This window comes from Vibrio sp. S234-5 (assembly GCF_000960595.1).
In the GTDB taxonomy this organism is placed as follows: Bacteria; Pseudomonadota; Gammaproteobacteria; order Enterobacterales; family Vibrionaceae; genus Vibrio.
In genome coordinates this window covers 35,686-56,394 of the sequence record NZ_JZAM01000275.1, presented here as the reverse complement: position 1 = coordinate 56,394, position 20,709 = coordinate 35,686, and the positions used below count along the sequence as shown (strand labels likewise).

At 47.3% G+C, this 20,709-nt stretch carries 17 protein-coding genes; 6 read left to right on the top strand and 11 right to left on the bottom strand.

Features of this window, described 5'->3' with window-relative positions:
- Window positions 1–144: 144 nt before the first annotated feature.
- Together UF06_RS16980 and UF06_RS16975 are read left to right on the top strand one after the other, a co-directional pair.
- Window positions 145–840 carry a transporter substrate-binding domain-containing protein gene (locus UF06_RS16980; RefSeq protein ID WP_226972122.1) on the top strand — a complete coding sequence of 232 codons (696 nt, stop codon included), beginning with the start codon at window positions 145–147 and terminating at the stop codon, window positions 838–840.
- 335 nt (window positions 841–1,175) lie between these two features.
- Window positions 1,176–2,441, top strand: a complete 1,266-nt coding sequence (locus UF06_RS16975; protein WP_045571489.1) for an HD domain-containing protein — start codon at window positions 1,176–1,178, stop codon at window positions 2,439–2,441.
- Window positions 2,442–2,517: 76 nt separating this feature from the next.
- On the opposite strand, the gene UF06_RS16970 is transcribed toward UF06_RS16975, so the two are convergent.
- A complete protein-coding gene (locus tag UF06_RS16970; RefSeq protein ID WP_045571488.1) occupies window positions 2,518–3,120 on the bottom strand; it encodes a 2OG-Fe(II) oxygenase in 603 nt (200 codons plus the stop codon).
- Window positions 3,121–3,324: 204 nt separating this feature from the next.
- Between UF06_RS16970 and UF06_RS16965 the strand changes: the two genes are divergently transcribed.
- Window positions 3,325–4,236, top strand: coding sequence for a LysR family transcriptional regulator (locus tag UF06_RS16965; RefSeq protein WP_045571487.1), 912 nt, complete (start codon window positions 3,325–3,327; stop codon window positions 4,234–4,236).
- On the opposite strand, the gene UF06_RS16960 is transcribed toward UF06_RS16965, so the two are convergent.
- The 4 genes from UF06_RS16960 to UF06_RS16945 form a co-directional block, all read right to left on the bottom strand.
- Complete coding sequence (locus UF06_RS16960; RefSeq protein WP_045571486.1) at window positions 4,219–5,115, bottom strand: YjjW family glycine radical enzyme activase; 897 nt, start codon at window positions 5,113–5,115, stop codon at window positions 4,219–4,221. The genes UF06_RS16965 and UF06_RS16960 overlap by 18 nt on opposite strands.
- A gap of 7 nt (window positions 5,116–5,122) precedes the next feature.
- Window positions 5,123–6,673, bottom strand: a complete 1,551-nt coding sequence (locus UF06_RS16955; protein ID WP_045571485.1) for a YjjI family glycine radical enzyme — start codon at window positions 6,671–6,673, stop codon at window positions 5,123–5,125.
- A gap of 152 nt (window positions 6,674–6,825) precedes the next feature.
- Window positions 6,826–9,579 (bottom strand): EAL domain-containing protein, encoded by a 2,754-nt coding sequence (locus UF06_RS16950; RefSeq protein WP_045571484.1) that lies wholly within the window; start codon window positions 9,577–9,579, stop codon window positions 6,826–6,828.
- A 127-nt stretch (window positions 9,580–9,706) separates the two neighbouring features.
- Complete coding sequence (locus UF06_RS16945; protein WP_045571483.1) at window positions 9,707–10,912, bottom strand: HD-GYP domain-containing protein; 1,206 nt, start codon at window positions 10,910–10,912, stop codon at window positions 9,707–9,709.
- A 343-nt stretch (window positions 10,913–11,255) separates the two neighbouring features.
- On the opposite strand from UF06_RS16945, the gene UF06_RS16940 reads away from it, so the two are divergent.
- From UF06_RS16940 to UF06_RS16930, 3 genes are all read left to right on the top strand, one after another.
- Window positions 11,256–12,131: an AEC family transporter gene (locus tag UF06_RS16940; protein WP_045571482.1), complete on the top strand. Its 876-nt coding sequence runs from the start codon at window positions 11,256–11,258 to the stop codon at window positions 12,129–12,131.
- A gap of 289 nt (window positions 12,132–12,420) precedes the next feature.
- Window positions 12,421–14,133: an EAL domain-containing protein gene (locus UF06_RS16935; RefSeq protein ID WP_045571481.1), complete on the top strand. Its 1,713-nt coding sequence runs from the start codon at window positions 12,421–12,423 to the stop codon at window positions 14,131–14,133.
- Between the two features lie 170 nt (window positions 14,134–14,303).
- Entirely contained in the window at window positions 14,304–15,623 is a 1,320-nt protein-coding gene (locus tag UF06_RS16930) for a GGDEF domain-containing protein (RefSeq protein ID WP_045571612.1), read from the top strand.
- 1 nt (window position 15,624) lies between these two features.
- Here UF06_RS16930 and UF06_RS16925 read toward each other — a convergent pair whose 3' ends face one another.
- The 6 genes from UF06_RS16925 to rimJ form a co-directional block, all read right to left on the bottom strand.
- Window positions 15,625–16,101 carry a response regulator gene (locus tag UF06_RS16925; protein WP_045571480.1) on the bottom strand — a complete coding sequence of 159 codons (477 nt, stop codon included), beginning with the start codon at window positions 16,099–16,101 and terminating at the stop codon, window positions 15,625–15,627.
- Window positions 16,070–17,428, bottom strand: coding sequence for an ATP-binding protein (locus tag UF06_RS16920; protein WP_045571479.1), 1,359 nt, complete (start codon window positions 17,426–17,428; stop codon window positions 16,070–16,072). Before UF06_RS16920 ends, UF06_RS16925 begins: the two co-directional genes overlap by 32 nt.
- A 3-nt stretch (window positions 17,429–17,431) precedes the next feature.
- The gene (locus UF06_RS16915; protein ID WP_045571478.1) at window positions 17,432–18,850 is read right to left on the bottom strand and encodes an SLC13 family permease; all 1,419 of its coding nucleotides are present in this window, start codon (window positions 18,848–18,850) and stop codon (window positions 17,432–17,434) included.
- A gap of 210 nt (window positions 18,851–19,060) precedes the next feature.
- A complete protein-coding gene (locus UF06_RS16910; RefSeq protein ID WP_045571477.1) occupies window positions 19,061–19,534 on the bottom strand; it encodes a DUF2947 domain-containing protein in 474 nt (157 codons plus the stop codon).
- 9 nt (window positions 19,535–19,543) lie between these two features.
- On the bottom strand, window positions 19,544–20,131 hold the full coding sequence (locus UF06_RS16905) for an HD domain-containing protein (RefSeq protein WP_045571476.1): 588 nt from the start codon (window positions 20,129–20,131) through the stop codon (window positions 19,544–19,546).
- A gap of 2 nt (window positions 20,132–20,133) precedes the next feature.
- Window positions 20,134–20,709, bottom strand: a complete 576-nt coding sequence (gene rimJ, locus UF06_RS16900; RefSeq protein WP_045571611.1) for a ribosomal protein S5-alanine N-acetyltransferase — start codon at window positions 20,707–20,709, stop codon at window positions 20,134–20,136.

Genomic DNA, 20,709 nt, shown 5'->3' with positions numbered 1-20,709 from the left:
AACAGATAACTGCTACACTCAAACAACCATTTAATCGCTTTTTGGATCGGGATATGGCAGCTTCTAAGCTCGTGTTCACGAGGTTTATCCAAAACAATGATACGTAACTCACTTTTAGCCTCACTCGTTTTCTTCACAGCCAGTATGAGCACAAGCACGCACGCCGAGCAAAACGATATCGTGCGTTTTGCATTGGGTGAATGGCAGCCTTACACATCTGTTGACGACGGCATTTTAGAAAAAATAGTGCTTAAAATTTTCAATGTTCAGGGCTTGGAGGTTGAGTTTGCTTACTACCCTTGGATGCGCAGCGCAAAACTGGTCGAATACGGCAAAGCCGATGCGACTTTCCCTTGGTATGCCACCGAAGAACGAAGAGCAAGCTACCTGCTCTCCACTACACCTTTGCTTCACGCCGACACGGTGATGTTTTACCACAACTCGGTCAACTTAGAATGGAATGAGCTTGCTGATCTCGCTAAGTACCGACTCGGCGCTGTCGAGGGCTACACCGTCACGCAACTTATGCAAGAAAACGGATTGACGCCTGTGATCGCCTCAGATCTAAAAGAAAACTTTCTCAAACTGCACCGAGCGCGCGTTGATGCGATTCCAGCAGAAAAGCGAGTTGGCCGCAACATGGTTAACCTTGTAACGGAAGGCGAAACGAGAGCAATTTTGGTCAACCCAAAGCCTCTGCTCAGCGACCCCATGTATGTGCTTTTTCAACCCACCGAGCGGGGGAAAAAATTGCAAGCCATCTATGAAAAAGGGATCCAAGCATTGAAGCAGTCGGGATGTTACGAAATTATGCTTGAAAACAATCCTTGCCCCGAATAGCTCGTTTACCGCCGTGTCTACATCAAATGCGGCAACCTTATTTGCACAACTCATCCGAGCTGTCCCTTCTGCACTTTTGATCCCTTTGCGCTAAGACGCATGGCGTTTATCATCTATGAAATCCCGTGCACTATTGCATGATATGAATGAAATGTGACAACTGAGATACACTCAGCTACTGATAAAACACTACTCATATCAAAATAATTAACAATAGCGCCTGTCAAGGATAATAATTCCAAACACTTCCCTGTATCATCGTTAAGATAAATGCACAAAGCTTACACGCATTGCTGCGAACAAAATAATAACTACAAAGTAACGTCGGAAAAATCATGAACGAGACATGCTCCTTAGGCACAGCACACTTCGAAGTAGACCTAAAACAAGCGCTGATCTGGGTCGCTAGGGCCTTAGATTACGTTGGCGTCGATGATACCCATCACAACCATCGCGTCGCCTACATCGCCTACAAATGCGCGCTAAAAATGGGCTGGGATATTCGCAAAGCGGAATTCAGCTACTTCGCTGGAATGGTGCACGATTGCGGTGTATCAGAAACCAAAGAGCATTTGATGCTGCTAGAGAAACTCATGCCTCAAGATGCACAAGCGCACTGCATACGGGGGTATCAGTCGCTACAGCAATGCAACATTTTAGCTCAATTTGCCAAACCTATTCTCTATCACCATACCCGCTGGGATGAGTTGGAACAGCTCGATCTTGACCCCTTTGACAAAGACATTGCTGCTCTACTCTATCTTTCTGATCGACTGGATTTTTTACGCGCCCACTACGCGACCGACTGTCATTCTGATCTCGTCACGCTACACGAAGAAATGATCGCCGATAGCATCATGGCTCACGCGGGAACGCTGTTTAACCCTGATATGTGCAAAGCGATGGTGCCGCTTATCATGACAGATGGTTTCTGGTTTGCCATGGAATCGGAGAACATTGAGACGATTGGTTTGGGTTTTGACCACATCGACTGGTTGCAAAAGCAGTTGACGGTACAAGATTTAATGACGCTCGGGCTATTTCTCGCTCGCATTGTCGACGCCAAAAGTCCGTTTACCTACCAACACTCGCAGAAAGTAGCGGAAGTGGCACGTTTCCTGGCCGGAAAAAGCGGTTTGACCGAACACGAACAAGAGATGATTTTCATCGCCGGACTGGTGCATGACATCGGTAAACTGAAAACACCAGATGAAATTTTGCACAAGCAAGGGCGCTTAACCGATCAAGAATACACTCGCATCAAGCGACACACGATTGATACTGAACTGGCGCTGCACAAAGTTTTCCCAAAATCAAAGATTGCCGAATGGGCTTCTAACCATCACGAACGTTTGGATGGTTCCGGTTACCCATACCATAAAACGGAAGCTGAATTGGATGTGCCATCACGCATTATTGCAGTGGCAGACGTGTTTCAGGCGTTGTCGCAAGACAGACCGTATCGTGGTCGAATGCAACAGGAGGAAATAGAGGCGTTAATGACGCAAATGGTCGCAGACGGCAAATTGTGCTCGGCAGTCTTTAAAATCCTTAAAAAACATATGCATACTTGCTATCAGATTTCGATTCAAAGCCACTAGCAAGCCAGATTGAAAACGTCAAAGACCGCTATTTTGAGGTCTTTGGCGTATTGAGAAGATTCACTTAGGGTTTTGTCTAACGAGAGATATCCAACATATTGTCTCGCACGCCGTTTATACGAAACCACCCAGCGATACTGAAACGGTCAACATGGCTGGTCAGTACCTCGTGTGGAAACAGTTCCGAGAGAAAGACCACCAATCGCCCGCCTTTGGGCTGAACCGTCTGTAAGTGTTGATCTTGCAAATCGTACATCACCAACTCACCGCCGTTGCCTTCCTGCCAAGTGTCATTGAGATAAAACACGGTGGTCAGTTTACGGTTTTCCTGCCCGCGAAAGCTATCAAGGTGCTTTTGATAAAAATCGCCTTGCTCATATTTGGCAAAATGTGCTTCGTATTCAAACAAACCAAGATAAAGATAGCGGTTGACCGCTAAGCGAATCTCTTCCATTTTGGCAAGATACTCATCAACGGCCTGTGACTTCCCTGCTTGTAGCCACTGAATTTTGTCACTGCGAATACGTTCAACTTTGATCAAATCATCGTTTCTCCCTATTCGGGCTTCTTTCCATTTCTCTGGGATGGCGTCTCTTAGACGCAATACCTCTTCACTTTCTAAGAAATCATCCCAAATAAAATAGCCTTGAGTGATTAGCGCATCGATCAACGGGTCCATTTACGCTCTAAACCTACATCATTTTCAGTGCGCTGTTTATAGTCAGTGTCGGCGCTGGAGACAACTGAGCCTTATTGTCGTCTGGATTAAATTATCTTGTGATTACCGACACTTGACTTTCTGCTGTTAGAGGGGCAATTCACGCATTGGCAGTTTGGTAGAATTCTGCTCTAATGCCCAAAATCCTGTTCAAGCCCGTATTTTATGGATTACATCTCTCTTTCGCGCATCAGTTTGAAGCATTTAACGGTTTTGCATGTCCTGCTCACCACCACCAGCGTGACCTGCACTGCGCAACAATTGTGTGTTACCCCTTCGTGCGTCAGCAAAATCCTCGCTCAGCTTCGCGCGTTACTCAAAGATGAACTTTTCTATCGAGAAGGTACACAATTGATTGCCACGCCGTATGCGCTAAGTATCGCTCCTGTGGTGCATGGCATTTTAGCCAGCATGAATGGCGTGATTCACCAAGGAACGTTTCAACCCGAGAGTTACAGCGGCTCGTTTTCACTGGCAATGCGTGAGAGCACTTTCGAAGTGTTTGCGCCCCTGTTTAGCGAGATCTTAGGCCAAACTCCGCAAGTGAGTATGAGCATCTACGCCAAAGAGCAACACGGTTTTGATTCTTTGCTGCGTGGCCAAGTGGATTTTCTTTTGCTGCCGCATGACATCAGCCAGCCACCGACGATGAATAAAGAACTGGTTTGGCATGCAATTTTAGACGATGAAATGGTTTGCTTGATGAACTCTGCCCACCCGCTGGTTGGAGAAAACTTGACTATCGGCAGTTACCTCGCCTGCCAACATATTGGTATTCATGAGAAAGAGCTGGCAATTCCCTACTTTGAACACATTTTGACTCAATGCCATCAGCCGCGTGATATCGTCATTTCACTCGCCGACTTCGGCGCGGCGGCGGTCATGTGCCATCACTCGCCGCTGCTGTTTACCTGCTCAAAACGCTGGGCAGACACTGCTTTGCAGGCAAAAGGGTTGGTGCAAAAATCCTTGCCTTTTGACTATGGCCAAGTGGCTTACAGTTTGGTGTACAACAAGCAGAGCCTTAATGATCCGGCGTTGGTGTGGCTTAAGCAGCAGTTAACGGAGATGGCCTAGCACCGTTTTCGACGGCAATATAATCGGATGAGCGATGTGCTGACGAAGACGCGCGGCAAAGCGTTCTATCTCAGCGTAATCGCATTTTGCCCAAGCTCGCGCTTCGCCTTTCACCCCGTGAGCTTGAAAGGCATTGAGGCGGATCTGCACTTTGCAGGGCAACCTCTGTAGCAATTCACACAGCGCGGTTAGCTCACTGTCTAAATCACTTTTGCCCGGGATGTGCAGCAAACGAAGTTCATGTAGCATGTTCAGTTCAACAAGATGCGTTATCGACTGTATGACTCTATGATTGTTGCGCCCTGTTAACCATTGATGGGTTTCCGCTTGCCAAGCTTTTAGGTCAATCATCACACCATCGGTGTAAGGGGCCAACGTTTCCCAGCCATGAGTTGTTAGTGAACCATTACTGTCGATAAAACAGCTTAAATGAGCCAGTGTCCTATCCGCTTTAATCGCTTGGAACAGCGCTAAAACAAACGGAAGCTGTAAGGTTGCCTCACCACCGGATACGGTCACACCACTGATAAACAGATGTTGCTGCCGAATCCTCTCCAGCACTTGCGCGACGCTCCACTCTTTGATTTTTGGATTGGAGTGAAAAGCGCAAACGTCGGTACAGGTGTCGCAGTGAATGCATACCTCTTCTCGCCAAACAACTTGGTTGTTGGCATCTTGGGTCAGTGCCCCTGTTGGACAATGCTCAACACACTCACCGCAATGATGACAGTGGTTGATTGTGTGAGGATTGTGGCAACTCTTGCAATGGAAATTACACCCCTGCAAGAAGATCACCAGGCGATTTCCCGGCCCATCAACACAGGAGAAAGGTAAGATACGACTCACTTTCCCCTTCTTGTTGAACTGAACAGCTGACATGAGTTATTCAGTGTTGCGCGTCGTAAAGTGGCGTCGTTTCCATGCTGACGACACGCGCTTTTCTTTGCAATACGTCGGTGTTGCTTGCCGCTTCGGCACCTAAAAAGGTGGTATTGCTGCGTGAACCCTGTTGTGCATAGCGGGCAATATCCGATAGGCGCACCATATAACCAGTGATTCTCACCAGATCGTTACCTGCCACGTTGGCGGTAAACTCGCGATAACCCGCCGCCAGCGCCCCTTTGCACAGATTAAACATCGCCTCAGGATTATTTTTTACTGTCTCGTCAATGGTGAGAATGTCGCTAACGCCCGCGGTGTAAAAAGCGTGATGCGCTGCATTAGCCAAAACATAGCTGACCGGATCAGGCTCGTGACCATAAGCAATACGTACGCCCGGCGTCACGCCACGGTCTAAACTGATGCCGCCTTGTGCGTGCAGTAACGCTTTCCCCGCTAGACCATATTTGACCTCGCGACTCTCGACCAGCTGCGCTAAGCGCTGAGAAATGGCAAGGCCAAGTGCGTTCGCCTCTTCACTATGACCATATTTTTGCTCGCGGCCTTGTTTATTGAGCAGAAGTTCTACCGCTTCCGCCATGCCATAAATGCCGAACATCGGGGCAAACTTGGCTTCATCAATCAGTGCTTCTTTCACCAAGAAACTGTCAAAAAAACCTGATTGCTCATGCAGATACGAGGATCGCGCATCCATAAGCTCAAACATCAACTCTGCAAACTGGGGCAGTTGTTGAGAGAAGAAATCCTCTGGATCCTCAGAGCGCTGCGCCACCTCTTTCAGATTGAGACGAACCAAGGTGTTCGCTCCACCCGCTAAAGGCAGCGAGTTGTAGCAGCTGACGATGCCGAACTGCCTGTCGCCGTAAGCCGCCGCATGCAAAGGATAGTTGGCGATGTGCGGTTTGCTGGATTGGCAAATGTTGTCGGTTGCCTGTCGCAGCAGATCGTCTGGCGTGACTGCCGGATCGTACAGGAAGGTCAAATTAGGCGCGATCTGCCTAAGTTCGGCATCCACCTGTAAAATCGTCCGGCAGAGAATGTTGTCTGTTGGTCCTACATTGACATGCATAAACGCATCCGGCAGGGTGCGATCGAGCATAATCCAAAATAATTTTATTTTTTTATACAGCTGCGCTTCACTGAGGTCACCAAGGTAAGGCAGCAGCAATTCATCTAGCTGTCCAAGATAAACCGGAATATTGGTCACCGAAGGGACATGATGATACAAGATGGTCAGCATGTTCAGTGCATCATCAAAGTCTTGCGCTGGACTAAGTTCAAGATATTCACTGCCTTGACGCAGAAAGCGAGCGTAGTCGGGCAAAACGTAGCGAGGCTTGAACGGCGCATGCCCTTCAAACATGTCACAAATGACCCCTTGCGCCATCGCCTCTTGTAGCGCGGGCGAAATTGACACGTATTGCAGCATCGCTTCAGCTTCTAAGGCAAGAAACTGATTTTTCTGCTCTACCGACAATTTGGCATCATTGACTATAGTCCGTAGACGCTGGTGCAAACTCGCTTCACTGTGGCTCATAACGGCTTATCCTGTTTATTTTTCAGTAGATTAGCTTTTATTAATAATTTCCACTATTGAAAAACAAACAAAGAGATATTTCCGTTTTGGAAACCGCTCTTCGTTTAGGATGATTGCCGTAGCCTGTCGACAACTAGGGTGAGTGAAGGCATTTAAGCGACGATTTGATTTCTGGAGTCACCACAAAATTTCTGCATTGCTTCTTGCTCAGGTAGCGGCTTGTAGAAGTAATAGCCTTGAATCTCGTCGATATTCCACGTTTTCAGCTTGCGCAGTTGGCTGGCTGTCTCTACGCCCTCTGCCACCGTGGTCAAACCGAGTTCTTTGGCCATCCCTGCAATGCTGCGGATCAGTGTTCTGGCCCGATCGTTGTTTTCCAGTTGGTCGATGTAAGATTTGTCTAACTTCACTATGTCCAGCGGAAAAGAACATAAGGTACTAAACGAAGAGTAACCGGTGCCAAAATCATCCAATGCTAATTGGACCCCCAACGATTTAATCTCTGTCATTCTATCTAACGTTTCAGATTCAATACCAAGCAGGGTGCTTTCGGTAATCTCGACCACTAATAGCCCTGGTGCGATGCCAAACTCCGTCATAACTTGACGTAAATAGTCTGGCAATTTTGCGTGATAAAAGTGAATCGCACTGAGGTTAACATGCACGGAAAGCGGCAATAGACCCACCTCCTCGCGCTGACGATTGAGCGTAGAAAGGAAGCGACACGCTTGACGCAAAATAGATTCCCCCAGTTCCACAATCAGTTGGTTTTTCTCTGCTAAGTGGATAAAGATCTCTGGCGAGACGAAACCCAATTCAGGGTGAACCCAGCGGGCTAACGCTTCGAACCCACCAACTTTACCACTCTCCGTGTCAACAATGGGCTGGTAGTAGGCGATGATCGCGTTTTCTCGCACCGCGCTGACAATATCTCGGCTAATCATCAGGGCGTGTTGCGCCTTGTCCGCCGTCGCTTTGGTAATTTGAATCACCTCTGTAACACGATCATGGTGATAGGTTTGGATGGTATAGGCCGCCGCTTGGAGCAAATAGCCCAATGGCTGATCGCTAAGAGAGGGATCGATAACGGCCACTTTGCTGTTTAAATCAAGCTCAATCCCTGATACTTCCCCTGTTTTTGCCAGAATATCCATAAATCGATTGGCACCAATAAGCGCCTCATCGTACTGTTTCCCCTCCGGGATAATGGCAATGAACTCAAACTCGCTGATGCGACCAACTTCAAACCCTTTCAGGACGCGACCAAATACAGAGGCAACATGCTTAACCACATCATCGAAAACCAAATGCCCGTAGACTTCTGAAATCTGCTTGAACTTTTCGATGGAAATGTACAGAAATGAAAAACGCGTAGGCTCGGTTTCAATCAGTTTATCCAGCTTGGCCAATATTGCCGGGCGGTTATACAAACCTGAAAGTGGGTCACGCCCAACCAAATCCTTAATCATTCGCTCTTGCTTTTTTTGCTCACTCAAATCGCTGAGCGAAATCATCAACGCTTGTTGATTCTCGTGATGAATTGGCGTTAGTTCGACCAAACATTCAATTTCTCGCTCACCTTTGGCTCGCATCATGGCTTCAAAACGCGTCTTGCCAGTCTCTGCCGCGTGCTTAATCTTCTCTTCACTGCATCCTTCTTGATCTTCTGCGCAAATACACCTTAACTCTTGGTTAATCAGATCCTGTTTTCTATAGCCGAGCAACTGCGCTGCCGCTTGGTTTGCATCAATAATGTCGCCATTCACAACCAGTAACATGCCTATTGAACGGTTCTGGTACAGGGCATCCAGTTTCTGTAATGTGTCATTAAGCTTGCCCTCAGTAAGCGAAGTGTTCTCAGCCAATAGCTCCACCAACTGAGTTATTCTTTCTAGCTCGTCACTGCGGCGAATGGATAGGTCTTCCAATTGATATCTTGAGAACAACTGCATCATAGTCTGTTCAAAATCAGCAAAACGGGTCGAAATACGATTGTTGAACAGGAAGAAGGTGGCTACCGCAATAAGCCCTGTGACCGTCGAAACGACAACAATCAAGTAGACGAAGAGATTCCTGCCTTTTTGGTAATACACTCTCGGTTGCTGGGTTTTTAGATAGGCAATCTTGTGATTCGTCAAATCCGTCACTGGGGTCCAGGTCGTCAAATGCAGGGCGGTTTTCTGCAACCACTTATCGGTACCGACAGCGTAAGCTTCCGTGGAAACAGCAAATCCCTCCATCACCACATCTAGATTATTTTCAGACGATAAGATGTCGGCAAAATTACCGGGAAAACGACTTGAAAGATCTTGCCCCCATATCAGCCAGCCAGCGACTGCCGAAGAACCTTCACTATTACGCACTGGGGTTAATGAAAGAAGCCAGATTCTGCCAGCGATGCGCTCTAACCCCGCAAGGCTTTTTTGTTTTCCATCCAGTTGACGACGCATTTCCCGTATATGGCTTTGAACATTTTGATTTTGCACAACCTGCTTGGCCAGATCGGGCGAGATTACCTCAGAGTCATCCCGCACAAGTGATTCAAATAATTCCCCTTGCACGGTGACAAACGCCATCATATCGAGCCCGAGCGTATAAAGCGAATCTTGGAACAGGTTGCGCTCGCGATAATCTGCGATATTACGCTCAGTAAAGAGTTGATAGGTATCATCCCAGTACGCCCAGTCGAAGGAGCGCTCTTCTAACTGCCAAGTCATCATTTGGATAACGGAAAACGCTTGTTTGTTGGCACGTTCCAGCTCTAAATCCTCAAGCTTATTGATGCTGTAAAGGAAAAAATAGCGCGTAATCAATAGTGTACTTAGGATTACCCCAACTAACCCCAAGCAAAAGTAAAGAGCGGTGCGACGGCGCAGCGTTAAGTGAAGCAAACGAAATCGAGGCATATAAACTCATTGTCATTTAGTAATGATTCAGTGGTGACTGTAGGTCAAACAATTCGCGTATGATTTGACCCATATTCAACTATTTAATTAATTGATCCCACTTAAGTTTTGTTACCGGTATCAAAAATCAGTCATAGAAGGGCTTTGCATCCACTTCCAACGAAGAGGGAGCGACTGCCCTTTCAATCTTGAGCGTACTGTTTTTGAGATCCACCATCGCCACATCGACAAAACGTTTGTATTTCCGTGAATAGAAGCATTTCACTTCGGGTTTAAGCGGATGAGTAGCATTAGAGCCCCAAACGATGCCAACACGTCCATCACTCAGTTCTACGATCGATCCCACCGGATAGATGCCGATACAGTTGATGAATTTATACACAAGATCAGGATCGAGATGAAATGGCGTCAAACTGAGAATAATCTTGAACGCTTCTGCCGAGCTCATGCCTTGCTTGTAGCAGCGATCCGCTGTGAGTGCATCATAGATATCGACTATGCAACTCATTCGGCCATGCAGCGGAATGTCATCGCCTTTTAACCCTTGCGGATAGCCTTTACCGTCGAGCTTCTCATGGTGCATTAAACAGACATCTCGGCTGATATCGCTCAGCCCCTCAACGTGCACGATGATCTCTTTAGCGAACACCTGATGTAATTTCATATGCTCAAACTCTTCTGGCGTCAATTTTCCAGGCTTGTGCAAAATGGCATCATCCACTTTAATCTTGCCGATATCATGAATAATGCCACCAATCGCCATCTGTTTGAGGGTGTCGCGGTCAAGACCTAAATGCTTACCAAAGGTAACCAGAAGGCAAGCGACATTGACCGAGTGTTCAAGCAAATAGGTGTCTTTTTGCCGTAGAGCCGAAACACAGTGCAGCGCGTCGGAGTCGACCAAAGCCGATTCGATCATCTCCTCTGCCCAATCGTCAATCTCATCGACCAGAATCACTTTGCCTTCGAAAGTTTGATTCAACAGTTTTTGCGCTAGGCTTTTTGCCTCTGCGATGAGCTTTTTGGCTTTTTTCTGTCTTGCATCTCGCCCATGGCGAGTTCGGGCTGGAATTGGCGTAACTGGCTCTTCTTTGGGCAGCACTTCGCGGCTTTCAACTGACGGCGTGATGACACAATTACGCGCTGATAAACTTTTATCGACCCAGACAAACTTAACACCACTTTCAAACAAGCGGGTAATCGCCGTTTGAGACTGCACCCGACCAGGATGCGCTAGATTCACTTTTTCACTGTTTTGAAGCGCGGTAACAAACATCCCAATGCTCAAATTGGCGATATCGATTTTGACTGAATTTTCAGGATTGTACTGCATAGTTGAGGCGATTCTCGCTACTGTCTAACTCCCACTTGCGCAGCCAAAATCAAGCGAAAGTTAAGGAGGAAAAATAGAATAGTCTTTGCCGGATCTGCGTTGTTTATTTTGAGCTTACAAATAAACACGAGTTTTGCAACCTCAGTGAGAAGAGATTTTGAAGTGGAGATAATCAACTAATTGAAAAGGGTAAATAGTGACAAGCTCAATTTGAGAAAAAGCCAATAACCACAAATAAATAGTGCAATTTATCGTGGTTTTACATCATGTTTTTTTACTTTTTCGCATGACGAATCGTATTCGTACTGTTAGCTTGGAAAAAATATCGATTCGAGAACCTTTAATGCTTGTCAAAGTTTTTAGCATCCTCTTCCCCGTGTTTTCCTTAGCAGGCGTAGGGTTTGCCGTTGGTCGCTTTCTAAAACCCGATTTTAAGCCGATCAACCGCATTAATATGGATGTTTTCCTGCCCGCTTTGGTGTTCTCGTCATTGGCTACCATGCCGCTGGATGCAAATCAACTACCACTGATTTATGCGTCCGTCATCGCCGTCTTGGTTCCAGGGTTAGTGATGGTACCCGTGTGCCGCTTTTACCACTTATCCTTTAAAACTTGGGCGCCACCGCATATGTTTCGCAATAGCGGCAATCTGGCCATTCCACTGTTTAGCTACACTTTTGGTGCAGCAGCTCAATCCAGTGCCGTGTTGCTGTTTGTGATGTCTGCGTGCATCCATATTAGCCTTGGATTGGCACTCTTGAGTAAAGGCAATTCACTGCTGCACATTTTCCGAATGCCGGTATTTATCGCCGCTTTTGCTGCGGTCACTTGTAACCTGAGCGGCATATTCGTCTGGCAACCATTGTTAGAAGCTTCCTCCTTACTCGGGCAAGCGGCCGTACCAGTGATGCTGCTGTCACTCGGTGCACAGATGGTGAATCTTAAGCTGGACGGGCTCAAAGTCGGCGTGATCTCCACACTTCAGTCTTTGTTCACGGGCCTAATCGCCTTCGTGCTTATCTATTACTTTGTACCGTTGCCACCGCTACAGATGCAGATGATGGTCCTTTTTACTATGCTGCCTGCAGCAGTGATGAACTACTTATTCGCAGAACGGTTTCATATTGAGCCCGAAAAAGTGGCTTCGATTGTATTGTTTGGCAACTTTTTCAGTCTGTTCACTTTGCCTGCACTGTTGTGGTTTGCACTGACAATTTAAAATTTAGTGAGTACTTTTCAATTATATTGACAATAAAATCAGAGAAAACCTGCCGCCGATTTAAATTAGAGTGCATTCGTTATTATTCGGTAACACCAATTGAATAGGTTAAATACTCTAATTATAATCGCGCCCTTGATGACTCTTTCATCACCTCGTGCACATTGACACAATTTATAAAAAATTCACTAGTAGTCAGCGCGGGTTTAGTGTAATTAAATCAAGACGAAACGAGATTGAATGCCTTTTTCTGTCCTAAAGAGAGATCAGATTGAGCAGTACTCAAATTATGGATATAACACCGAACCCAGACAAAATCAGCGACGATTTTGATCACATTCTTGAACGACGCTTTATGCATATTTTTGATGTATTTAGTGAAGGTCTGTTCCATATGGACGAACAAGGCATAATGGTGTTTTACAATCACCAATTTTACGAGCAATTCGGTATCACTACTGGCGTGATTGAACTCGACGCTTGGCTCGAGATCGTCCACCCCTTAGACAGAGTACGTCTCTCATCCAAAGTGGATGAGCATCTTGGATCGGTCGATTCACGCGTGACGACGGAATATCGCGTGCGTAAACCCAATGGCCAATACGTTTGGATTGAAGGCACAGCAGTGACCCGTCACTCCAAACATGGCAGTTTCATGGTTGGTAGCCATAAAGACATATCAGAACGCAAGTTGATGGAAAGTTACATCCATCAAGTCGCCTTTCACGATAATGCTTCTGGCATGGCCAATCGCAGCCGATTACTACTAGACGTTGAAGAGTTCTCTCGCTCGACGACTTTGCCCTATTCCCTGATTTATATACAGATAGAAGAGATCAAATCATACTTAAGTCACTACGGAGCCGAAATCCTCAATCACGTGGTGCACAGTATGCTGACAGCGGTGAGCCATCTTCCAGGGCAAGTCAGCAAGCTTTATCGGGTCAGCGATGACGACTTTGCCATCATGATTGAAGGCAATTTTACCGATCGCCAACTCACCAACATCTGCGAGAAGATCAAAGCGCGTTATCACGATGCGGTGATGGAACAAGGGCAATTGCTTGGCTGTGGCATTAGTATGGGAATTTACCCCAAATTAAACGCCATTTTCAGCGCCGAAGAGATCTTGCGCAAAGCAACCCGAACCAGCCAGTTTGCCAGCAAGAAAAAGGCCAATCGCATCGCGGTCTACAGCGCAACCACCCAGCAAGTGGTGGATCGCTTTTTCTATATTGAGCAAGGTCTTAAAGAGGCGATTGAGTCGCAATCCTTAACGGTAAAGTTCCAGCCGATTGTCTGCGCCAACAGTTTAGAAGTCGCCAGCTTTGAAAGTTTGGTTCGCTGGCGCAGCGCAGAGTTTGGCGAAATATACCCAGACGAATTTATTCCGGTCGCGGAAAACAAGGGGCTCATTGTCGACCTTGGCTATTTTGTCTTGCGTAAAGCGTGTGAGTTCATTCGCGATTACAACCAGCGCCATCAGCGTAATACTCGGGTTAACGTTAACGTTTCCGTGCTGCAACTGCTCAACAGCAGCTTTCCCAGCCGAGTAAGCGAGATTGTCAGCGAATATCAACTCGCCCCTAAAACCCTAGTCATCGAACTGACTGAAACACTGATCCTCGATAACAATCTCTTGGCGATTGAACAGTTAAAACAGTTGGCAGAATTGGGGTTTAATCTCTCGCTCGACGATTTTGGTTCAGGGTACAGCTCGCTTAACACCTTCTTTGACTTGCCAATGAGCCAAATCAAAATCGACAAGTCAATGGCATGGCGAACGGTCACTAACAGTGATTCAAAACAGTACTTGGCCTTTTTAATAAAACTGTGCCAGAAAAACAAAATCGATGTGGTGATTGAAGGGATCGAAACCCCCGAAATGTATAAAGTATTTCGTAAAATGGGCGCAACCTATCTGCAAGGATATTGGTTCTCGAAACCCCTATCGATTGCCTCTGCCAGCCGCTACACGCTCGCCCCGATGTCTGATAACTAAGGCTTTATGCCTGAACTTACTCGCCGCTGCGCACGAGTTCCGTCACTAATAACCAGCAAGTGAACTCAATCTCATTTTTCCTTCCTGTCATAAAAACTTAATTCAAAGTGTCTGGATGGCGTTTTTTTCGGCAGATACTATGCATGCGTTGTGGTTGGTGCACGGGCATTATGGTTCTCTATTATTCAGGGGTCTCCCCTTCTAAAGCGACGGTTGAATTCAGAAGCCTGCTACTCATGGTGGCGGTGATTTTTCTCTTTAACACGCCAATGAACTACATCAAACAAGAAAAGTTGCAGAGCCTGTCGAGCCAGCTTGGTGAAACCGCTGAAACATTAATCTTACGTAAGCAGTTGGTATCCAGTTACCTTTCGCTTCGCTATAGCGAAGTGGTAAAGCAATATGCAACCTATCCCCATCTGTTTGATGACTTGGCTCAGCACCTACTCAGCGAGCAAGATCTGGTGGTTGCTATGCAAGTGGTTAGCAAACTCCCAGAACCAAACTATCGCTATTACGATCGTATTCTTGCCTACAATCGGTTCTACACCAGTAGCCTCAATCAGTCACAGGTGCAGACCTTGCTTGAACCAGAGAAAGGCCATTTTCTCGAATTTGCCCCTATCTACGCTGAGGGTATTTTGCAGGGCTATCTCGTTCTGACCGTCAATCTCAATCTACTGACCAGTGTCGATCAAAAAGACATGCTATTGCTTGGTTTGGATGGCTTTGTCTATTCCAGCTCCTATTTGGGCATCCCGACCTACAGCTATTTGGAAGATACCCACCCAATTTTGCTGCAAGAGCTCAATCGCACTCGCAAACATTCTGGTGCGGTGGAGTATGACGACTTTACGGTGGTCTACCAAAATATCGGTGTGTTAAATGGCAAGGAAAACTTGCTGTTGAAAGTCGTTCGTAATGAGGATCTGCTCCCCAAATATTTCTATCTGTTTTTGCTGCTCATCACCTTAACACTTGGCGTGTCTTACTACTTGTATCGGCTACGCAAAGACAAATCAGAACTGAGAAAGATCACCTATTTAGACGCTCTGTCAGGGCTGCACAATCGTCACTATCTGCTGGAAGTAGAAAAGAAAATCACGCCAAGCAGCCGCTACTTTGTTGGCATGTTGGATATTGACCACTTTAAGTTGATTAATGATCGCTACGGGCATGACATCGGCGATCAGGTGATACGTCGCGTAGCCAACGTGATCAAAAGCCGCATCCGAGTAAGCGACTATGCATTTCGCATCGGCGGAGAGGAGTTTCTCCTGCTGATTCAGACCACCACAGCGGAAGATGCGCGGATTGTCTTGGAACGTATTCGCACCGATATTGAGCAAGCCAACCAAGCACCAAATGTCACCATTTCCGGTGGCTTCTGCTTGCTAAACGGCTCACTGGAAGAATCATTGCGCGTGGCAGACAGTAAGCTTTATGAGGCCAAACACATCGGGCGCAATAATATTCAACCAGCGACCTAATTCATTGGTGTAAGCGCTGCAACACCACCGCCTGATCGAGCTCTTCCTGCCAAGCGCTGTAATCCAAACCCTGATCAAAAATAAACTCCGTGACTAACGTGCGCACACAGTTGACCAAATCCGCTTTTTGCCACGGTTTTTCAAAGTAGCGCACAATCCCGGCGGAATTGATTGCAGCAATGGTGTCGCTGTGAGTTGCTTGCCCGGTGAGCAATATTTTTTTTGTCTGCCGAAAACGCGCATCACTGTGCATTTCCCGTAGCAGTTCTACGCCTGTCATGCCGGGCATCACATGATCGGAAATCACCACGGCAACAAACTCGCCATCGGCATCCAACTCGTCAATCAGATCCAACGCTTCATTTCCCGATTCACACTCTTCAATATTCAGCCAAGACGATAACGTTTCTAGATCTTGCGAGACGGCATTTAATACCTCACGCTGATCATCCACGCAAATGAGATTCAGTTTCTCCATGATTTCCCTCCACTGGCAGTTTCACTCTGAAAATGGTCGCTTCTTGGTTGCTTTTCACCGCAATCGACCCACCTAACCCAGTCACAATTCGCCGCACAATGGCCAGCCCTAGGCCCAAACCAAACGACAGCCCACCTTTCTTCGTGGTGAAATTCGGCTGAAAAATTTTGCGTCGAGTCGCTTCATCCAACTCAGGGCCGTTGTTTGCAATCGTCACCAAAATCTTATTGCCATCCTGGCGCACACGGATGTCAAGCGCAGGCTCTGGCGTCATCGACATAGCGTCACAGGCATTTTTGATGATGTTGACCCACACTTGCACCAATTCTGTATCGGAGGCCCAAATAGTGTCGACATTAGATGGGCGCAGACGAACGTCTACTCGACGTAAATCACTTTGCAACAGCGCCAATGCCTGGTTAACTGTATCATTCACATTCACTTTGGTGATGCGATCGGCATCGGTACGGCCAAGCTGTTTCACCGATTTAACAATCGCCACCGCATGACGCGAAGCCAAACGCAGATCATGCAAATCGCAGCCAATGCTCCAGTAACGGATGGCCTCATCGGGGTTGTTTAACCAATGGGCGTTCAGCATGCCATACGGCAGCGCTTTGGCGAGCGCCTTCGCCTGATTGCGCTCAATCGAGTATGTTTGCTCTAGCAGCTTGGCGCAGTTTCTCGCCTCACTGGTCGGGACACTTTGTCCCTGCAATAAGCCGAAATCAAAAAATTGACTCGCCTCGGGATGCTGCTCTTGCAGCAATTGCATGATGATACTTTCAAGGCGCTGCGACTTACTGCTAACTACGCCAATCGCGTTGTTTAGCTCATGAGCAAGACCTGCCGCCAACTGGCCTAAGGTGGTCATTTGCTCTGCCATATGCAGCCGCTGCAAGGCTTTCTCTTTAGCCACGGCTTCTTGTGTCAATCGTCTTTGCCTGCGTGACAACTCATTGACAATCACAGGCATAAATTGGCTGGTTAACGGGCCATGCTGCTCGCTGTCGATGGCCGTTGTGCGCCGGTCAATCCATGCCAAGGTAGAATCTGTCTTTGCAACCACCGTTGAAGAAGCCGTCCACGTCCCTGAGAAAAAACTGTGCACGCCAATAAACGCACCGGGAGAGGCAGAGAATATCCGCGTCTGCTTATTTTCACCTAGCTCAGTGTAAAACCCTTCCAGTTCACCTGACTTAACCAGATAGAGGCGGTCATTATGGCCATTTTGCATAATGATCACCGACCCTGCGCCCGCAGTTACCTGACGTAGCGGGTCGGTGAAATAGCGTTCAACTAAGGCTTCAAGCTTTGTCATGTACATCGCTTAACCAATGTGTCCTACTGCGTGGAGTACCCAAACCATGACAAAGCTGAGCAATACCCCGACCACTCCGAGTACCACGCCCACTTTGGCCATTTGACTACTCTGCACATTGCCTGTCGCATGTGCCAACGCGTTTGGTGGTGTACTGATTGGCAAAGACATCCCCAGTGATGCCGCGAACGTGACCACCAGAATTAAGGTCACTTCGCCGCCGAGTTCATTGAGTGACGCCATTGACGTGCCAAGCGCAGCCATAATCGGCATCAGTAAGTTAGCCGTGGCGGTATGCGACATAAAGTTCGCCATTGCAAGACAAAGAAACGCCGCGCCAAACAACACCACCAGAGGTGAGAACAGGTCAAACGGAATGCTCTGCACCACCAGCGCAGCAAGGCCAGTTTTGTCCAATGCAAGGCCAAGGGCGATACCGCCCGAAACCAGCCAGAGCACATCCCAAGAGATCTTTTTCAGATCTTCTTTATTGATAATGCCAGTGATAGAGAAAATAGCGACCGGGATAAGCGCGACTGTGTATGAGTTCATCCCATGCGCAGAGCCCATCAGCCAGAGCAAAATGGTGAGGCCAAAGGTCACGTAAACCACGATTGCTTTCGGCGTTTTCAGAAACTTACCTTTGATCGATAACTCGATTTTTGGCGTTTCTGCCGGGAAGAGTTTGCTGATCAACAGCCAAGCTAACGCCATCATAATCACCACAAATGGGACGCCAAACATCATCCACTCCCCAAAGGTAATGAGGTTGTCACCGACCAGATATTTCAGAGCAATAGCATTAGGCGGAGTGCCAATCGGGGTGCCAATACCACCGATGTTGGCGGCGACCGGAATGCACAGCGCAAACGCAACCCGACCAGGATCTTTCGGCCCAAACACGGCGATGACCGGCGTTAAGATGGAGAGCATCATGGCCGTTGTGGCGGTGTTTGACATAAACATTGAGAAAATGGCGGGGATCAACATGAGCCCTAGCATCACAAACTTAGGATCTTGACCAAAAGGCTTGAGCAGTACCCTTGCTAGGTTGACATCCAAACGATACTTAGTTGCCGCCATCGCTAGGAAGAAACCGCCTAAAAACAGCATGATGATCGGGCTGGCAAAGGTCGCCATGATTTCGTTGTAGGAGAGTAGCTTGCCAAACTGTGCGCTCCCTTCTCCAACGCGAAACAGATACAAGCCTTTGTTCGAGACCAACAACAGTTCTAACACGATGATCACAACTGAGGTGGCATAAATAGGGATCGGCTCAAATACCCAGCATAGAGCGGCTAACAGGAAGATAGCAATAACGCGTTGCTGCACCAACGTCATGCCTTCAAAGGGGAAAGACGAGAGTGGTAAGAGCAAAACAATCGCTGGAATGAGGATAGGGATAATGTACTTAAGGTATTGACGCATAAACAACTTCTCTTCCTGAGATTCGACAACCACCGCTAGAGTTTAAACTCTATCAGGACCGAAGTTGAATTATCGCCTTTTTCTGACTCAAGGTTTTTGGGGTTAGATCAATGAATAACAAATCCTCGCGAAAAACTTGTTACATATGTGTCAGTGCTCACTATCCGAATAAAAAAAGCAGCGTTTTCACACTGCTTTCTCCTAAAGCTTTTATCTGCGCTCACCCAGTTTGACCGTTCCATTGGTCGAAAACCACAGCGCTTGGTTTCGGCGTCGCCCGAGCAAAATTGGGCCATCGTCGTAAAAAAGAAAATTCTTCCAATGTTTACGGAAAGTACTCCACTTAGTCTCGATGATGTTGTACTTCTCGTAGCAAAAATAGACAGTAACGTCATCTTGCCAATCGATATGCTGCAAAATGGCATCGGGTAACTGGGGATCATCGGCTTCCCAAGCCGCCATCCAATCAATTTCCTCTAGCCAATTGCTAGCTTTCATTGGCCAATCTTGGCTACTAAGACGCTCAGCGTCCGGGCTTTGCGGGCTGATATTCTCTTTCCAAAATTGCGCCGCTCTTGCCTGACTCATTGGTCGGATATGCATCAGTTCGTCTTGCGGCACCGGCATCGACTGGTGAGTAAAAATCCATTTCCTTTGGTATTCATCCAAAGCTAAATAAGACATTCATCTTCCTTACGCTTTTAACCACCCATTTTGGGTCGCTTGTTCAATAATTTCTTGCGCTTTTTCCCACAAAGCGTGAGAACCAAGCTCAATTTTTCGGTTAATCGTTAGAGCTTGCTCGCGTGTAACGCCATGTTCACGCCAACTCTGCCCTTGATTGTGAAAATTGAGCAACATGGGAATCAGCCTATCCAACGCTTTAGCAAATTTGGCCTCTGCACTTTGCGCCTCTTCAAACTCATGCCACAACGCTGAGAGCTCATCGCGCTGATCGTCAGGCAACATTCCAAACAGACGCTGCGCCGCAGCCAACTCTTTTTCTGCTTGCTGCTCTGAAGCTGCGGCATCATAAACAAAGGTGTCGCCCGCATCAATCTCCACCACATCATGCAGCAGCAACATTTTCACCACGCGACTAATATCCACTGGCTCATTAGCGTGTTCTGCAAACAACAATGCCATTAGAGCAACATGCCAGCTGTGTTCGGCGCTGTTTTCTAACCGCGTATCCGCGCTTTTCACCCGTGTGCGGCGCAAAACCGATTTGAGCTTGTCTAACTCCATCAGCAGCGCCAACTGTTTTTCCATTCTTTGCATGCTTAGCTCCGTGGCGACCAGTCTTGGTGGGTCATCGACATCAAGACATGATCGCGCCATTCGCCATCAATCAACAAGTAGTCTTGCGCGTACCCTTCTCTGACAAAACCCAGCGCTTTGAGTACCGCTTCACTACGCTGATTGTGAGGCATGTAAGCCGCTTGAATACGATGCATATTCTGTATTTTGAACATGTACTCGCAAGCGAGTTTGAGCCCTCGACGCATGTAGCCTTTCCCTTGTGCACTTTCGGCCAGTGAATAGCCGACCGAACAGGCGTGAAAAGGGAAACGGGAGACATTGCTAAAAGAGATGGTGCCCAGCATTTGCTGCGTTTCATCATCGATTAACAAACAGTAAAAACCCAAATTCATGCGATGCAGTTCTTCCAGTTTGATGAGCTTTTTTGTCCACCCTTCGACGGTGAAAAACTCCTCTTCTCGCACTGGCTCCCACGGTTTGAGAAATGCACGGTTATTCTGAAAATAGTGGGTAATCATCTGCGCGTCCGCAATCGTCGCCGTGCGTAACGTAAATTCTTGTTCTGTTTTATTTAAACCTAACTGACTCTCTTCCAT

What these genes read in the sequence shown, in the direction of transcription:
- UF06_RS16980 (WP_226972122.1), top strand. Translation starts at nt 145, where the DNA reads ATGAGCACAAGCACGCACGCCGAGCAAAACGATATCGTGCGTTTTGCA.
- UF06_RS16975 (WP_045571489.1), top strand. Translation starts at nt 1,176, where the DNA reads ATGAACGAGACATGCTCCTTAGGCACAGCACACTTCGAAGTAGACCTA.
- UF06_RS16970 (WP_045571488.1), bottom strand. Translation starts at nt 3,120, where the DNA reads ATGGACCCGTTGATCGATGCGCTAATCACTCAAGGCTATTTTATTTGG.
- UF06_RS16965 (WP_045571487.1), top strand. Translation starts at nt 3,325, where the DNA reads ATGGATTACATCTCTCTTTCGCGCATCAGTTTGAAGCATTTAACGGTT.
- UF06_RS16960 (WP_045571486.1), bottom strand. Translation starts at nt 5,115, where the DNA reads ATGTCAGCTGTTCAGTTCAACAAGAAGGGGAAAGTGAGTCGTATCTTA.
- UF06_RS16955 (WP_045571485.1), bottom strand. Translation starts at nt 6,673, where the DNA reads ATGAGCCACAGTGAAGCGAGTTTGCACCAGCGTCTACGGACTATAGTC.
- UF06_RS16950 (WP_045571484.1), bottom strand. Translation starts at nt 9,579, where the DNA reads ATGCCTCGATTTCGTTTGCTTCACTTAACGCTGCGCCGTCGCACCGCT.
- UF06_RS16945 (WP_045571483.1), bottom strand. Translation starts at nt 10,912, where the DNA reads ATGCAGTACAATCCTGAAAATTCAGTCAAAATCGATATCGCCAATTTG.
- UF06_RS16940 (WP_045571482.1), top strand. Translation starts at nt 11,256, where the DNA reads ATGCTTGTCAAAGTTTTTAGCATCCTCTTCCCCGTGTTTTCCTTAGCA.
- UF06_RS16935 (WP_045571481.1), top strand. Translation starts at nt 12,421, where the DNA reads ATGGATATAACACCGAACCCAGACAAAATCAGCGACGATTTTGATCAC.
- UF06_RS16930 (WP_045571612.1), top strand. Translation starts at nt 14,304, where the DNA reads ATGGTTCTCTATTATTCAGGGGTCTCCCCTTCTAAAGCGACGGTTGAA.
- UF06_RS16925 (WP_045571480.1), bottom strand. Translation starts at nt 16,101, where the DNA reads ATGGAGAAACTGAATCTCATTTGCGTGGATGATCAGCGTGAGGTATTA.
- UF06_RS16920 (WP_045571479.1), bottom strand. Translation starts at nt 17,428, where the DNA reads ATGTACATGACAAAGCTTGAAGCCTTAGTTGAACGCTATTTCACCGAC.
- UF06_RS16915 (WP_045571478.1), bottom strand. Translation starts at nt 18,850, where the DNA reads ATGCGTCAATACCTTAAGTACATTATCCCTATCCTCATTCCAGCGATT.
- UF06_RS16910 (WP_045571477.1), bottom strand. Translation starts at nt 19,534, where the DNA reads ATGTCTTATTTAGCTTTGGATGAATACCAAAGGAAATGGATTTTTACT.
- UF06_RS16905 (WP_045571476.1), bottom strand. Translation starts at nt 20,131, where the DNA reads ATGCAAAGAATGGAAAAACAGTTGGCGCTGCTGATGGAGTTAGACAAG.
- rimJ (WP_045571611.1), bottom strand. Translation starts at nt 20,709, where the DNA reads ATGGAAGAGAGTCAGTTAGGTTTAAATAAAACAGAACAAGAATTTACG.